Here is a 16,466-nt window from a genome sequence, read left to right as displayed (position 1 = left end):
ATCGTACTTGAACAATTTCTTGGTTCTCTTGCTCTGCCTTTTCATCATCAATTGCTTTAAAGGTGTCTTTAAAAGCCTCTTCATAGGATTTTTTTTCTTCCTCTTCCTTCTTTTCCTCAAATAAATCAGTTTTTCCTTTCTTACCGTAAATAGACTCTTCTACTTTTTTCCTTTGTTCTATTATCTTATTAGCAAGTGCTTCCGCTCTTTTTTGAATTTCGCTTTCCTTTTTTTCTTTTGCTTTCTTCTTTTGTTCTAAATAGATAGGATTAAGAATTTTTGTTCTATCATATTCAAATTCATTAATAATACCCGTGAGAATAAGTTTGAAAATTTCAAAAGTTTCATTTTCTTGTAATGCACCTCTATCAGCTTTATCTACCAATAATGGATTAGTACTTCTAGAAATAGTAATTATACCGGCAGTAGATTCTGGCCTAACTCTCCAGTCGCCAATTCTTTGACCTGGACCAGCAGGACTTTGTGCTGCACGATAACCCAATCGAAGCCAATCGTTATTAGGGTCTCCATAAGGTCTAACTCTAAAAGAATCTCTATATATTTTAACACCCCCAAATCTTTTTAAAATTGATTTTCTTTCACTTGCAGATATAGTTTTATAAGGATAGCCTTCTTTTAATGAATTTGTAAGTTTTAAGTAAAAAAATGTAAAATCAAAACTCCCGACCTCCTTCAATAATTTTCTATTGGAACTATTAAGTTTCCATTCTAATACTTTGTCAATAGACTTCGAATACTTAAATGTTTTGTTTTCTATGGTTTGTAAGTCATAGGGATGACTTTTGCTTTTATATACGTTGGGATATTTCTTTTTTAATGACTTAATGTCAATTTCATTCCTTATGATTTCGAAATCTACATTCAGATTTTCGGCATCATAACTAGCTTTTAGTTTATAGTCAAAATCGTTAAAAAATGCGGTATCAACTTTACCAAACTCTTTTGGTTGTTGAAAATGTTTAAAGAAGACTTCAAAAGGAATATTAAGTTCTTTTGGTGGAATTAAAGCTTCTAAACTTTTAAAGACAGAAGATGTCTCTTCGTTGAACCAATCATCTTTTAAGTGTGCTATTTTAATGATTGTACCTTTATCAAAGTTTAAATCTCTTATAACTTTTTCCATAAGCACATTGTCATTAGTAAGGCTTTTAATTTTACTCTTTAAGTCAATTTTTTCAGTCTCTAATTCTGCTTCAATTTGTGAAATAGCTTTGTCCGCATTATCAAATTGATTCCAATCCATTTTCCAAAAAGAGCCAATACCATCTTTTGCATTTTTGGAAAGAGTCCACATTTCAGTTTCAAATCCTAGCCTGTCTAATGCAAAACGCCCAATTCCTTTTGCTCCAGTCTTAGTTCTTTTATCGTGAGAGATATAATCTTTCTCTTTATTGCCTGTTCCAATTTGCATCCAGTGGTCTTTAATAACTTCTACAGTCATTCCTTCACCATTGTCAATAATTTAAAGGATGCTTTTTTCTCTTACAGGAATTTCAATTTCTTTTCCATCGTCGTCTTTTACCTTTTTTGTTGGAATGTCAAAAAGTACAAGACAGTTTTTTGCATCAGCATCATAAGAGTTTTTGACTAATTCGATAATAGCTCCTTCTGGGTTAGAGAAATTTTCTCTACCCAATAATTTTCCCGCTCTTGCAGAAACTTTGAAAGCAATCTTAGTCATTATTTACCTCTAATTTTAAATGTTTGCAAACTTCTTCTAAAACATCAGCAGGTTTGCTATCAATTGCTAAAGCAATTAAATAAAGTTCTTCAGCTGTCAAACGTGTAGAGTTTTTTAAACTCAATTCACTTAGTCTTGAAGCACTTATTCCTGTTCTTCTGGATATTTCAGCTTTATTAACTGATTTTTTCTCCAAGAGTTTTCCTATTTCTGTCATCTTTAGAAATGTTTGACACAAATATATAAAAATAGGATAATTATTTAGATTTTCGGGATACTACTACAGCTTGAATTTGCAAGAATAATTTCATTTTAATTGAAATTCATTCCCGGAATAAAAGTTTCTTACTTTACTTTTAAATAATATTTAGCTGTATTAAATTTAAAAGAAGTAATAAATGTCATTTTTCTGATACTAATTACCTATGCATCTTATCCAAAATCTCAATAATTTCGGTTTTCTTTCGCACAGATACAGGTACGTTTTCTCCATTCTTCAACATTAAATAACCCCCATCTGTTTTGATATAGGCGCTGATGCATTGTAGGTTGACCAAGTGACTTTGGTGTACACGAACAAAATCGTGACTACTTAATAAATCGGCAAAGTATTTTAGGGTCTTTGTTACGAATATCTTGCGTTTATCTTGAAGGTGGAAAATGGTGTTGTTACTATCGGATTCACACCTGATAATATCGTCTAGACTAACAATGATAATTTGATCTAGCGTATGTAACGATATCTTATTAGGTTTTTTCTCTGGCGCTGAAATGGTCTCCTTTAAAATCTGTAAACGCTCTTTATTGGGCTGTAACTGCTCTTTTGCGCGAGCAATCGCTAAACTTAAATCGTCATTTGAATATGGTTTTAAAACATAATCTATTGCTGCAAATTTGAAGGCTCTTATCGCGAACTCATCACTAGCCGTTACGAATATGATTTTCGATTTTAAGTCGGGGAAAATTTCCAGAATATCAAAGCCTGTACCATCGCCTAACATAATATCCAAAAACAAAATATCGGGCTGATTTTTACGTAGCACCTTTGCGGCTTCTACTACACTCTGTGCCGTAGCGATAATTTCAATATCTGGGTGTTGCGTCTCAATATCCTTTTTCAAAAGGGTTAAGGCGTCAATCATATCTTCTACTATAATCGCTGTATGCATAAGTCTTCTAGTAATCTGTTAGTAATGGTATTTTAAAGCTAATTTTGGTACCACCAATGCTGCCGTCGTCATTTTTAATCTCACTAATTTGCAAGGTATTCTTACCGGCAATGGATTCTAATCGCTCTTTAGTTACTGTCAACGCCATAGATTGATGGTCCGTTTTTGGCTTTTCGTTCTGCGATTTAAAAATACCCATTCCGTTGTCAATAATACTGCACTGTAAATGAGTTTCTGTGGTATTGAAACCTATTTCTAGCTTCCCTTCCTTGTCTCCTTTCAGAATACCATGTCTAATGGCATTTTCCACAAAAGGCTGAATCAACATTGGTGGAATCAAAATCTCTTCAGCATCGGGATCCGTGTTTACATCAATAGTATATTCAAAAGTTTTCTGCGCCATCAATTGCTCTACTTTTATGTAATGCCGTAGTGCCTTAATTTCTTGGTCTAAATTTATATGTTCTTTTCTAGAATTCTGTAAGGTTTCACGCAACAATATGGCAAAGCTATTAATGGTAGCATCCATCTTCTCCGGTTTGGTGCCTGCCATAGCTTTTACCCCATTTAATACATTAAATATAAAATGCGGATTCATCTGTAATTGCAATGCTTTTTGCTCTAAAGTCAATAGATAGTTCTGAGTTTTTAAGCGTTCTTGTTCCGCTTTGTTTCTGGCTTTAATCTTGCGAATATAATACCAACCAATTGCCAATACTATTGCAATTGCCAAAGCCAGTACCGTCCATTGAAACCAATCTTTTTTATACAGCGGACTATCAATAAAAAAGCTGAATGTTATGGGTTCACTTTCTTGCCATCTGTAATTTCTAGATTGGGCAGAAAAGGTATGTGCACCATAAGCTAATCCTGCAAAATTTTGTTTGTTTTCCCTAACCCACGGACTCCAATCAGTATCATCTAATTTTGTTCTGTATTCTACTTCATTAGGGTGGTCAACATCTACTGTTATGAATGAAAAGCCAAGTTGCGTTTGATCGGGAGATAACTGCAATACCTTTTTGCTATTCGTCCAATCTTTTAGTATAAGCGAGTCTATATTTTTATAACGTTCCTCTACTCCTGTAAAATACAGTGTTGGGGGTGCCGATGCCTTTTTACCCTCACTAGGCATATGCTTGGTCAGCCCATAAATAGCACCGAACCATATATTTCCGTTATCATCTTTATCAACAGCATTTAGGCAGGTTTCAATACCCAAAAAACCGTCGTTTCTGCCAAAATGATAAACGTCTAATATTTGGTTATCCGTATTTAGTTCTATCTTATCTACGCCACGTTCAGAACCTGCCCAAAGAAAACCTTGGTCATCAAAAATGAGCTGATATATATTTTTTGAAGACAGATTTTTACTGCCTTTTAATTGCTGAAAATTTACAGGATTTGTACTATTGGCATACCAAATTCCCTTGCCCGATGTACCCAAATACATAGTATCATCATGAAACAAAATGGTACCGATTGCGGTTTGTTGTTCCAAGCCTGTTTCTACACTGGTCACCTTATTGTTTTCTATATAGCCCAAATACCCTTTTCGTGTAGCATACCATAGTTTACCATCGCGTGCTTTTACCATGCTTTTTATAAGCATGTCTTCAATACCATTTCGCTTAGAAAATGTCTTTCTGACCACGAGACTGTCATTATCTGGGTAATAATTGAATTTTACAATACCATTTGCATAAGTGGCTGCCCACATAAAATCATCTTCTGCAATTATGGTACGCACCCAATCTGACGGAAAGCCTTTGCTTTCATCTATAATATGATTGGTAGTTCTTTTTATGGAAACAGTATCTATTTGTATTAAATAGGTTTCGCTTGACGAAAACACCAAACTATCTACCATTTTAGTTTCTCGAAATAGCAATCCCCTATTATCTGAACCTGCCCAAATATTACCTTTTGAATCACTATCAATCGTTTTAATCTTAACATCGAAAAATGTACCCTTAGTTGGTAAGGAATTAATTCCCGAGGAATCTATTTTTGCTAAGCCGGCTTCTGAAGTAGAGAACCATAATCCGTCTGGGGCATTATGAACCGCATAAATACGATTGCCTTTTATGCCCGTTCGTTGGTCATAATGCTTAAAATTATTCTGGAAATATTTGTAGAATCCGCCACCAGAAGTTGCAATCCAAAGGTTACCGTTGTCATCATTTATGATTTTTCTAATGTGTGGTGTTGCTAAACCGTTAGATTTATTTAGTCGTTTTAGCTCAGAGAACTTAGTGGTCTCAACTATTGTAATTCCATCATTATCTGTGGCTATCCAAAGCTCATCTGTATTTTGAATGGACATTGAATTTATACGCGATGGCTCCGGCATTAGAAACTGATTATCAGTATTCTCGCTATCCATTACAAAAACACCATCATCAAAAGTGGCAGCCAGTATTTTATTGTTATGCTGAATTACACTCTTAAAATTATTTACTTCAATTTTTGTTTTTTCAGTGGCTGATTCGCTCAATTCATTAAGCTTCCACAAGCCATTATTCGTAGCTAACCAATAGTAATTTCCATCAAAAAGTATGGAATTGATTTCGCTGACATCTATTTCTGCATTTATGCTAATCTTGCTTATTTTACTATTCTTGGCATAGGTATACAATCCTTTTTTAGTCCCTAAGAACAATACATTTTCAGGCTTATAGAATTGTAGTATTTGTGGGGAATTATAATTTACAAAGTTGTTCTTTACTTTTATAGAAAGTCCTTTTCTGGTTCCTATAAAAAGGGAATCGTTCTCGGTATAAAGAGCATCGATATAATTGGAAAGCAAACCATCACCTTCGTTCCAAACTTCAAAATTTTCACCGTCAAAATTTGCGAGTCCGCCACCTTGAGTGCCTAACCACAAGTATCCCATTTCATCTTGCAGTACATCATAAACTTGAGATTGCGGTAGACCATCCGCTATTGTATATGCCCTAACCTGACTATTTTGTGCAGCGAGGTGCAATGTTCCTAAGAAACAAAATACCAGTACGATGTATTTAAGAATCAGATTCAAATATGTGTTATATTTTAAGTAATTAGTTATTTAATCTTTACCAACGTTTTTTAGATTATAAGCTTTAACACCCACAGAATAATCCAACAAAGGTTGAATTGTCTTTTTCTTCAATTTTATAATAACAACCAGGATTTATCTCTTTTGGCTCAAATTTAGTATTGTTCTCTTTCCACACATTTGGATCTATATCGCTATTATCCACCTCATAAATACCCTCTATCCAATTCATTAAGTTATTTCTATTTGTTTTAGGCAACTCCAATTCTACCGTAATCCCTCCCCCTTCTTTGCATTCATATAAAGAATACTTTATTCCCGTTTTAAATTCTTGAGTAAAAGAACAAATTTTAGATTTATCCCAATCATAATACTCTAACTGAAATTTCTCACCAACTGGGTGATAATTATTTGACAAATAATTATAAATCACTTCGGTAATTTGCTCAGAATCCAGCTGACCTTTTAGAATAGAAACGTTTGGATTTTTCAATGTAAATATTTCATCTCCTGTGAGATAACCACTAAAAACAAAACCTTTTAGATTTCCTACTAATTCTTGAATTTCAAACCATTGCCCAGAAATTGTTTTCCCAGCATCAACGATTTTTAATCCAATTTCAGTTTCTTTTATTATGGTTACTTCGGTACCGTAACATAATTTGCCTATTTTCTCTGATGTTTGGTCTGGATTTTTACGAACTATTAATCCATTTTCAGCTGAAACAAAAGATGTCTCTTGCCCTAAAATAGTAGATGCGAAAATTAAAAATATAATTGTGAATACAATTTTCATATTAATGCGAACGCTGTTATCCCTATAATATTTGATATAATAAAGGGTCATTAAAAGTAATGTTTTGGTATTCATTTACATTGTTAGATTGCAAAATAGGTGCCAATACACAGAGTACGGTGGTTTTTCCATTTATCATCAATTTATTTCCCTGGATAGTACTTCTCCAACGAAATTTTTCTATGGGTATATTTAATTTAAACAAAACCTCAGCCATTTCTGGAGATTCTGAAACCCAATCCATTATTGCCTCTTTGTCTTGTAATGTAGGTATATCAGTTACAGAATCAAAAGTAAATTCCCAATCTACCGGAATATTGAATTTGAAACTATAGGCTTTACCGAAAGAAGATTCCTTTCTTGTTTTTATGGCAGTAAACCAATCTATATTGACTTCTGGATAAGTTTCCTTAAACTCTTTTGATAAATGCGCCGGACCTAAAGATTCTGCCGTTGGGTAATAACCGTAATAGGGTTTTGCTAAATAATGACCTGCATATTTACCACCAAACACATTGAAATAGGATGAAGCAACTACCTGCCCTGCTTTAAACGTATTTTTTAATTCTTGAAGAAGAGGCTGATTTTCTCCCAACCCGCAAGAATGAAAAATGATTTTAGAATCACTAGTTATGAAATCACACATGGTTTCTATGTCATGGTTTTTTTTTGCATTTTGTAAGGTCTTTACTGTAATTCTTTCTCCTGTGCTGTTTGTTTTTAAAGACATGCCCAACCAGGCATTACTATGACTTACAATATGAATTTCGTTGAAACGAACTTGGTTCTCCCCTGCTCTATTTAAATAATTGACGATATCGTCAATGGTATATAAACTATCAACAATAGGCAATCCTTGATTTTCAAAATATTGCTTGGCATTGTTATAATAGGTGTTATCACCTTCATCAAAACCAGCTATAAAAACAATGGATTCCTGTACCATTTCTTTTTTGGTAGGTGAAGCAAGTGCCGCCTCCGACTTTTGCGAAAACGGCATCTTACCACCAAGCATTAGCACACTAACCAATACCATAATTAAACACTTGTTCATATCTATTTTTTAAAAGTCTATACTTACTACAGCATCATCTTTAATTTCACGAACTTCTTCTTTTTTGGTCAACTTAGACCCGTTCCATACATACGGAGTGGTAATGAATTCTACGTTGTTCTGCGCAAAGGCATCATCTAAAGTTTTAATGTTTTTTGTTATCGTCGTTTTCAGTAAAATAGTACTCTTAACACCTTGCATATCTGAAGGAAAAACAAAAGACTCTGTCTTTAAATAGTTACTATCTGCGTAGTCAATTAAACTAGCTACTTTTTTAAATCTACCATTGTTCCAAAACAGGTAGCTTTTACCTACTTGGTAACCGGTATCAGCATCAGCTAAATCTATCGTGATTACATCTTCTACATTGAACAAACCTAGACTACCGTGGTTTTCAATATGGACAGGAATTACAGACAAACTGTCCAAAACCATTTTATCTAATTGCTGACCGTTTTTAAAGGCACGCAACTGGTATTTTACTTCTGTCATACCTGCTTCATTTGTAGCACTGCTTTCATAACCGTATACAAACTTTACTTGGTTATCCGCAATACTTCCAAAAGACTTCTGAGCAATCATTCCGCCCCAAACCCAACCGGTTTCATTACCTGTAGTTACTCTGTACCAGTGACTTTTAATTCCATCAATCTCTTTAGCATAAAGGCTCTTTTCCCACAAAACCATTTTAGTACCAATATTAAGTAAGGTTACTTTTTTACTACGTACAGATGGCTTTTCACGCAGAAATACTTTGTGAGCCAATAAGTACTCATAGGTTAATTCTTCAGCAGGAATTTCTTTGTCCATCACTTCAAAATCTACTTGTTCTACGCTTTGGGCAAAGATGTTTACAAATGCGAATAAGCATAGGAATAAGGCACTTTTCTTTAAATTTTTCATAATTCTAAATTTTAAGGGTTATTAATAATTAATTGCTGTTATAGCGTCTTCAGTATCAAAATCATCGTCGTTCCAGGCAATGCTTCTAAGTACTTTAATATCTTTAATTGTATATGTTTCGGTGTATTGTAATGCAGCTCTTAAAATGGTTCCTTCTTTGCCAAAAGACTGATTAGGAAAAATGTAATGTATGTCTGAAATAGGTTCGTACGCATACTCATTTTTTATACTTGGCAATGCGATATAATCATTATCATTGGTAACCAAATAATAGAACTCTTCTGTGCTTGAACAACAAGAGTTATACTCTAGTGTTACTTTTAAAATTTCATTGATATCCTCTAGATCAGGATTACTTAAAACCGAGATGCGTATTTCATCTAATAAACCAAAATCTGATATAGATAATGTTGCTACATGACTTTCTGGATTGTTGGATACGATTACATCTACCATCCACGTATCTTCCTCTTCTTGACCACTACTTCTTTGGTTGGTGATATCATAACTATCGGTCAATTGAAACTCTTGTGCATTGGTTATACAAATGTTGAATATGAAAGCTAAAAGAATGAATTTTTTCATGATAATATTTTTAGTTGTTATGTTTCTACACTACTAAATTACAGCAGAGACAGGGCTTTTATGAGGGTGTTCTAGTATTCGTAGCACCTCATCTAGAATTCGTTGAACATGGCGTATTTATTCAGGTTGCAAATGTTCATTCTTCAAATTATTGCAAAAGAAAAACCTGCAAAATGACACACATCTTACAGGTTTTCTTCTCCTTTCGGAGAACCAACTAACCAAAACTAACTACCTATTTTTTCAACGTTAAAGTCATCTCTTTTTTTACGGACTTTAAACTGATTTTCTCAAACGCTAACTGCATACTTTCATCAACTACCCAGCTACCATTTTCTAATTTTTCTACACGAATAACCTCGCCATGGGCATTAAATTTAATACGTAGACTTTCATACTTTTTTAAGTAATCTGTTACCAGTTTGCTGCACATCACTTTAAATTCCATCGTAAATTGTCTTTTTACATTCTTTGCTATTTCATTTTCAAAATGCATGGAGAAAGAGCGTTTGAATTTACTTGTCTCTTTGACCTCAGCTTCTGCACCAACGGCAGAGTTGTTTACATTATTAGGCATAGGCAACGGCTGCTTCACTTTGGTCAAGGTGCCGTCTTCATTTACTATAGCTTCATCTACAGCTACGAAAGAGGTGTAATTGGTCAACAGGTTATATTTTAATCCTAAGGCAACTACTTCATCTTTTACATCTTCATTGAACAAGTTGTTATAATCATCTAACTCGCTAATCTTCTTTCTTGCCCACAAGTAGCGCAAGGCTTTGTTCTGCTTACTTAATTGTCCGTCAGCTACATTATACACTTCTCTAAATCGTTTTTTACCTTGATACCCGGTTACTATAATTTTACCTTCTGCCTTACCCTTGTATTTACCATGAATAATTACGGGTCTTGCAGCAAAAACATCTGGAATGCTTTTTTGGGTAAGGTCATACATCTCAAATCCTTTCGATTCTATTTTTACCCTGGTCAATAATGGTGTGGCTATATAATCTGCAAAGTCTTTAGCTACTTCTGCCGCTTCTTCTGATGTTGTTGCAATGAAAGATTCACTGTTGGAAACCTTTGCCATGCCTTCTATTAAATACCTGTTAACGCTTGACCCTATGCCAAATGTGAATACATTGGCTTCATCTAAATTATTACCAATAAGTTCAAATGCTTCTTTTTCTACACTCACATATCCGTCTGTAATGATTATCATAGAACGGGCTACACTCATATCTCTTCGTGGTAATTTATAAGCTTCATGCAATGCACTTAATAATTGGGTACCACCACCGCCTTGACCATCTGATAAAAAACGAATGGCTGCTTCAATATTCTGCTCGGTCGATTCTACTGGGGTTTGACTAAACATCGTTGAGCTAGAAGCAAATAACTGAACATTGAAGGTGTCGCTCATTCGTAAATTGCAAAGTAGGTTTCGCATTAATTGTCTTGATACTTCTAAAGGATACCCATTCATAGAACCAGATACGTCTACAATAAACAAGTACTCTCTTGCAGGAATATCATCTAAAACCACCTTCTTACTAGGCTCCATTTGATAAGTAAAGAAGTTCTCATCTTCACCTTCGTATAACAATAACCCCGTTTGAATTTGATTTCCCCTAAGGTTGTAATTCAATATAAAATCTCTATTAGACGGATGCTCATTCTCTTCGGATAAAAAGACTTCTGCTGTTTTTGCATTAGGATGATTCACCGTTACTTTATGACTACTACTATTAATATTCTGAATGATCATACCCGCATTTAGGGTTACGGTCATGTCAAAATCAAAACTATCCGCTATTCCTTTTGCCGTATAAGGCATATTAAAACTTTCTTCGTTTTGAGTGCTCTCGCCAGTAAACCTAGGACCTACAACACCTGGTGCTACAAATTGATATTCTCCGTTTACAGGCACTAATATTTCTGTGTAATAGATATCAGTGGCAATTTCATCACCAGGCATAATATTACCCACGTTCATTTTAAATACATTAGGTCTTTCTTGATCTAACTTCGCTGCTCGCTTGCCTTCGTTCAAAGCCGCTTCATAAACTTCTTGAGCTTCTTGCTTTTCAAATATTTTGGCATTTACAATTCTATTACCAATGGTCATCTGCATTTTATGCACCGCTGCTTGAGTAGAAAGCGGAAATACATATTTAGCTTCTATTGCCCCTGCCCCATTATTTTGATATACCTGTGTCACACGAACATGAGCGATAGTACCAGATATTTCAACTTCTGTTTTAGAAGATTTTAAGGGTATGACTGCATCTTCTGTAGATACCAATAAATACGGACTGTCATTATCTTGAGAAAAGCCTGTGAAGATGGTGCAACACAGTAAAAAGGTGTAAAGAAGTTTCATGATCGTAGTTTTAGATTATTATTATTTGAAGTCAAATCTAACTGCGAACTACTCGTAAAATAGGCACCTTTTAGTATTCGTTGGGGTTGAACTAGAATTCGTAGTCTACTATAGTTTTTCTACTACTGACCAATATCATGTACCACTAATTCAATGATTTATACTTTTATCGCATCAACAAACAACCATAGGTCATGAGAAGAAATTTAAATCAACAAGAATGCAAAACATTATTGGCACAGAACTACATTGGTAGACTGGCTTATATTTCTGGCGGATGTCCACATATTGTACCCATCACCTATTTCTACGATTCTGAAACTAACACTATTACTAGCTATTCTTCTGAAGGTCATAAAATTCAGGAAATGAGAAAAAATACGGCTGTATGTTTATCGATAGATGAAATAACCTCCATTGTAGACTGGAAATCTGTTCTATTGCAAGGCACTTTTGAGGAACTTTCTCGTATAGATGCAAAACATATGCTACATGAATTTTCTGAGGGAGTTAAAAAAGTAATCGCAACTAACTACGGAGAACACCCAAAATGTATAAGTGAGTTCTCTGCAAAAATTGATACCGAAGATGCTCCTATCATTTTTAGGATCAACATCAACGAACTGAAGGGAAAACTAAGAGTAACCGATAAATAATCGAGATAAAATATTTTAATTCAAATACCTCAGTTGTTACCGTCCCGTGATTATTACTATTTATAATGAAAAAAAAAGCTCTAATTTAAATGAGAGCTTTTTTTCAATTTTAATTGCTATCTATAAGAAATCGTTTCTCAAAACTATTCTTAAGCAGTTGCCTTGCCGAAGCCAACAACTCCTCTACCTGTTCTAAGGTAGTTTTGCGTATATCGGCGATTTCTTCAGTAGTCAAGCCTTCATTGGTAAAGAGTTCAAATACCGTTCTCATGGGTAAATTCATTTTATCTAATACCAACTGTATGTGTTTATATATTCGTTCCTTATCCAATGTAGCATCAAGCTTATCGGCTAATTGCTTTTCTTCATCAGTAATAAAAACATGGTCTAAAGTATAATTACTTTTATTTAAAGAACTATCGTCCAATTCTTCTAAGAGCAAGAAATCACCATCGCCATCTTGGGTGTAATTTTCTTCCATAGCATCCCACTCGGGTTTAGAGTATGTATCTATATTATCAAAGAAAACATGATCAAATTCCTCTTCTACCAAACTGTCTTCCAATAATTCATCTACTTTTTTAAATAGAAAAACATGTAGCTCATTTTCACTCTTTATATCATCAATATTATCATACACTTCTATAAAAAGCTGATCGGTAAAATCGCTCGGGTTGAACATACCCTTATTTAATTTACCATTGGCAACGGCACTATTCAATCTTTTAGATACATATCTATAAATTTTTGGTAATACCTTTAATAGCTCCGTATTAAAAGATTTCCTATTTTCTTTACGCTTAAAGCTAACTAACTTAGAATAGGTTTCTTTCATTATTATTTTTACATCATTCATAGCAGTTTCCATAATATGTTACTTTTAAGATTATTACATCATAAAATTGCAAACTTATAGGCGTAATTCATATGATAAATGTCAGTGAGTTACCTAAAGATTTCAGATACTTTAGTACTTCTTACTTTTTAATTAAATATAACTAGCCCATGATCAATCCTAAAGATTTTGGAATTACCGGACTAACCGACCAACAGGTAGAGGCTTCTAAAAAAGAACATGGTCTAAATTCGTTCAATTATAAGAAAGAGAACAGCTTTTTAGATGCGCTTAAAAGCATTGCTAAAGAGCCCATGGTCATTTTATTGCTTATAGCTTCATCTATCTATTTTATAACCGGTAATTGGGGAGATGGTGTTTTCTTGGCAACTGCCATTGTACTTGTTGGGTCAATATCATTATATCAAGATTCACGCAGTAGAAAGGCATTAGAGAATCTCAAAAATCTTACTCTTCCCAAAAGTAAAGTTATACGTAATGCTCAGGTTATTGAAATTGATAGTCAAGATATTGTTGTTGGCGATTTCTTAATGGTTGAGGAAGGCACTACCATTTCTGCAGATGGCACTATTATACATTCTAACGATTTTTCTGTAAATGAGTCTATTTTAACCGGAGAGTCTCTTTCTGTATATAAAGATGCTACCAGTACTGATAATTTTATTTTCACAGGAAGCACCGTTGCCAGCGGATTAGCGATTGCCGAGATTACCGCTATTGGAAACTTGACCAGACTTGGTAAAATTGGAAAAAGCCTTGAAGACATTACCGAAGAAAAAACACCTTTAGAATTAAAGATTTTCAACTTTGTTAAGTTGATGTCCATTTGGGGAGGTATTATATTTTTATTGGTTTGGGGCATAAACTACTTGCGTTCTGGCATTGTTCTAGACAGTCTATTAAAAGCATTGACCTTGGCCATGAGTATTCTTCCCGAGGAAATACCTGTTGCATTTACCACATTCATGGCTTTGGGTGCATGGCGACTAATGACAATGGGTATTGTCGTAAAACAGATGAAAACTGTTGAAACCCTAGGTAGTGCCACCGTAATCTGTACGGATAAAACAGGTACCATTACACAGAACAAAATGGCTTTAGCCAAACTATTTACATTGAAAACCGGCACTATCGTCAATACTAAAGATATTTTAGGCACTGATGAAAAAGACTTGGTTACCACCTCTATGTGGGCAAGTGAACCTATACCGTTTGACCCTATGGAAATTGCCATCCATAATGCATACGCTAGGCTAACAGAAAACGATGAGCGCCCAAATTATAAAATGGTTCATGAATACCCTTTAGGTGGCAAACCGCCAATGATGACCCACGTATTTCAGAATGCAGGTGGTAACCAAATAATTGCAGCAAAGGGAGCACCGGAAGCTATTATTGCGGTATCTAACCTTACTTCTCCTGAAATTGACATCATACAAACTACATTAACCAGTTTAGGTAAAGATGGGTATAGAATGCTTGCTGTTGGCCTGGCTATATTCGAAGGCGAAAATTACCCTAAAGAGCAACAAGATTTTAAATTTGATTTTAAAGGCATTATCGCTTTCTATGATCCACCAAAAGAAAATATTAAACAAGTACTGCAAGACTTTGACAATGCCGGTATAGCAGTAAAATTGGTTACCGGTGATAATGCAAATACGGCAATGGCAATTGCCAAACAGATTAATTTTAAAGGGTACGAAAAATGTATCTCAGGCGATGAATTAATGCAGCTTTCAGATATTGAATTACAAGAAAGGGTAAAGGATATCAATGTATTCTCAAGAATGTTCCCCGATGCAAAACTGAGAATTGTAAATGCACTAAAGAAAAACAATGAAGTGGTTGCAATGACTGGTGACGGTGTAAACGACGGTCCGGCTTTGAAGGCATCGCACATTGGTATTGCCATGGGAAAAAAAGGTACTGAAATTGCCAAACAAGCAGCATCTCTTATTTTAGTAGATGATGATCTATCTAGAATGGTAGATGCCGTTGCCATGGGTAGAAAAATTTATACCAACCTAAAAAAGGCGATTCAGTATATCATATCAATACATATACCCATCATCCTCACCGTATTTATTCCTTTGGCGTTACGGTGGGTATACCCAAATATATTCTCTCCCTCACATGTTATTATTTTAGAATTGATCATGGGCCCTACCTGCTCTATCACCTTTGAAAACGAACCGATGGAGAAAAATTTAATGATTAAGAAACCTAGACCTTTTTCTACTACTTTCTTTAACTATAAAGAACTTACTACCAGTGTTATACAAGGATTAATTATAACTATTGGTGCGTTAGTAGCTTACCAATATTCGGTATCGGTAGGTTTCTCTGAAAATACAACACGTACCATGGTATTTATGGTGCTCATTGTTGCCAATATATTTTTGACCTTGGTAAATCGTTCTTTCTATTATTCCATATTCACCACCTTGAAATACAAAAATAATCTGGTTCCTCTAATCATAAGTCTAACTATCATACTTTCATTTTCATTGCTATACGTTCCCGTATTAACACGTTTCTTTGAGTTTGAAAGTTTAACTATAACACAGCTAGGCACCACAATACTGATAGGTGCTATTTCTGTACTTTGGTATGAACTTGTAAAAGGAATTAAACGATCTAAGAAAAAGGTTTAATTACAGCTTTTGACCATATGCCAAATCACCGGCATCACCTATACCTGGAATAATATAACCACGAGCATTTAATTCTGGATCTACTGCGGCAATCCATAAATGTGTGCTTTCTGGAAAAATATCTTGTATATAATCTATACCTGTTTTAGATCCAATAACGGATACGATATGAATTTGCTTTGGTGTACCATGGTCTTTTAAACCCTTTAACACATTTTCCAAAGTTCTCCCTGTAGCCAACATAGGATCTGTTAACACCAATACCTTACCCTCTAAAGACGGAGCCGCAAAATAGTCTACCACAACTTCAAAATCATCTTCATTGTTTTCATGTTTACGATAGGCAGAAATAAAGGCGTTTTCAGCCGCATCAAAATAATTTAAAAGTCCTTGATGCAATGGCAAACCTGCCCTTAAAATAGAGCATATAACTACCTGATCTTGACTTAAATGCATAGATTTGGTGCCAAGCGGAGTTTCTACAGTTTTAGCATGGTATGCTAATTCTTTACTAAACTCATAACCTAAAATCTCTCCAATTCGCTCTATATTTCTACGAAATCGCATGGGATCTTTTTGAATCTGTAAGTCGCGTATTTCTGAAATAAACTGATTGAGAACTGAATTTTGATCTCCTAAATTATGAATGGTCATGAATGTTATAT

12 protein-coding genes and 1 pseudogene are annotated in these 16,466 nt (G+C 34.5%); 2 read left to right on the top strand and 11 right to left on the bottom strand.

Annotation, left to right across the window (positions count from 1 at the left end; genetic code table 11):
* Nucleotides 1–1,213 precede the first annotated feature (1,213 nt).
* From PXD56_RS18600 to PXD56_RS15315, 9 genes and pseudogenes are all read right to left on the bottom strand, one after another.
* Nucleotides 1,214–1,702 (bottom strand): annotated as a pseudogene (locus tag PXD56_RS18600) (ATP-binding protein); the annotation flags it as partial.
* Complete coding sequence (locus PXD56_RS15350; protein ID WP_276494226.1) at nt 1,695–1,919, bottom strand: helix-turn-helix domain-containing protein; 225 nt, start codon at nt 1,917–1,919, stop codon at nt 1,695–1,697. The pseudogene PXD56_RS18600 and the gene PXD56_RS15350, both read right to left, overlap by 8 nt.
* 202 nt (nt 1,920–2,121) lie before the next feature.
* Nucleotides 2,122–2,871: a LytR/AlgR family response regulator transcription factor gene (locus PXD56_RS15345; RefSeq protein ID WP_276494225.1), complete on the bottom strand. Its 750-nt coding sequence runs from the start codon at nt 2,869–2,871 to the stop codon at nt 2,122–2,124.
* Between the two features lie 7 nt (nt 2,872–2,878).
* Nucleotides 2,879–5,911, bottom strand: a complete 3,033-nt coding sequence (locus tag PXD56_RS15340; RefSeq protein ID WP_276494224.1) for a sensor histidine kinase — start codon at nt 5,909–5,911, stop codon at nt 2,879–2,881.
* A gap of 64 nt (nt 5,912–5,975) precedes the next feature.
* Nucleotides 5,976–6,707 (bottom strand): SH3 domain-containing protein, encoded by a 732-nt coding sequence (locus PXD56_RS15335; RefSeq protein ID WP_276494223.1) that lies wholly within the window; start codon nt 6,705–6,707, stop codon nt 5,976–5,978.
* A gap of 22 nt (nt 6,708–6,729) precedes the next feature.
* Entirely contained in the window at nt 6,730–7,761 is a 1,032-nt protein-coding gene (locus PXD56_RS15330) for a hypothetical protein (protein ID WP_276494222.1), read from the bottom strand.
* Between the two features lie 9 nt (nt 7,762–7,770).
* Nucleotides 7,771–8,664 carry an SH3 domain-containing protein gene (locus PXD56_RS15325; protein WP_276494221.1) on the bottom strand — a complete coding sequence of 298 codons (894 nt, stop codon included), beginning with the start codon at nt 8,662–8,664 and terminating at the stop codon, nt 7,771–7,773.
* Nucleotides 8,665–8,685: 21 nt separating this feature from the next.
* The gene (locus PXD56_RS15320) at nt 8,686–9,249 is read right to left on the bottom strand and encodes a hypothetical protein (protein WP_276494220.1); all 564 of its coding nucleotides are present in this window, start codon (nt 9,247–9,249) and stop codon (nt 8,686–8,688) included.
* A gap of 235 nt (nt 9,250–9,484) precedes the next feature.
* A complete protein-coding gene (locus PXD56_RS15315) occupies nt 9,485–11,632 on the bottom strand; it encodes a VIT and vWA domain-containing protein (protein ID WP_276494219.1) in 2,148 nt (715 codons plus the stop codon).
* A 194-nt stretch (nt 11,633–11,826) separates the two neighbouring features.
* Between PXD56_RS15315 and PXD56_RS15310 the strand changes: the two genes are divergently transcribed.
* Nucleotides 11,827–12,288, top strand: coding sequence for a pyridoxamine 5'-phosphate oxidase family protein (locus PXD56_RS15310; RefSeq protein WP_276494218.1), 462 nt, complete (start codon nt 11,827–11,829; stop codon nt 12,286–12,288).
* A 109-nt stretch (nt 12,289–12,397) separates the two neighbouring features.
* Here PXD56_RS15310 and PXD56_RS15305 read toward each other — a convergent pair whose 3' ends face one another.
* On the bottom strand, nt 12,398–13,156 hold the full coding sequence (locus PXD56_RS15305) for an RNA polymerase sigma factor (protein WP_276494217.1): 759 nt from the start codon (nt 13,154–13,156) through the stop codon (nt 12,398–12,400).
* Between the two features lie 137 nt (nt 13,157–13,293).
* Between PXD56_RS15305 and PXD56_RS15300 the strand changes: the two genes are divergently transcribed.
* Complete coding sequence (locus tag PXD56_RS15300) at nt 13,294–15,801, top strand: cation-translocating P-type ATPase (protein ID WP_276494216.1); 2,508 nt, start codon at nt 13,294–13,296, stop codon at nt 15,799–15,801.
* On the opposite strand, the gene upp is transcribed toward PXD56_RS15300, so the two are convergent.
* Nucleotides 15,802–16,455 (bottom strand): uracil phosphoribosyltransferase, encoded by a 654-nt coding sequence (gene upp, locus PXD56_RS15295; RefSeq protein ID WP_276494215.1) that lies wholly within the window; start codon nt 16,453–16,455, stop codon nt 15,802–15,804.
* Nucleotides 16,456–16,466 lie beyond the last annotated feature (11 nt).

It is taken from the genome of Maribacter zhoushanensis, assembly GCF_029350975.1.
In the GTDB taxonomy this organism is placed as follows: domain Bacteria; phylum Bacteroidota; class Bacteroidia; order Flavobacteriales; family Flavobacteriaceae; genus Maribacter; species Maribacter zhoushanensis.
The sequence above is the reverse complement of the archived record's forward strand: the minus strand, read 5'-3'. Positions and strand labels throughout refer to the sequence as shown.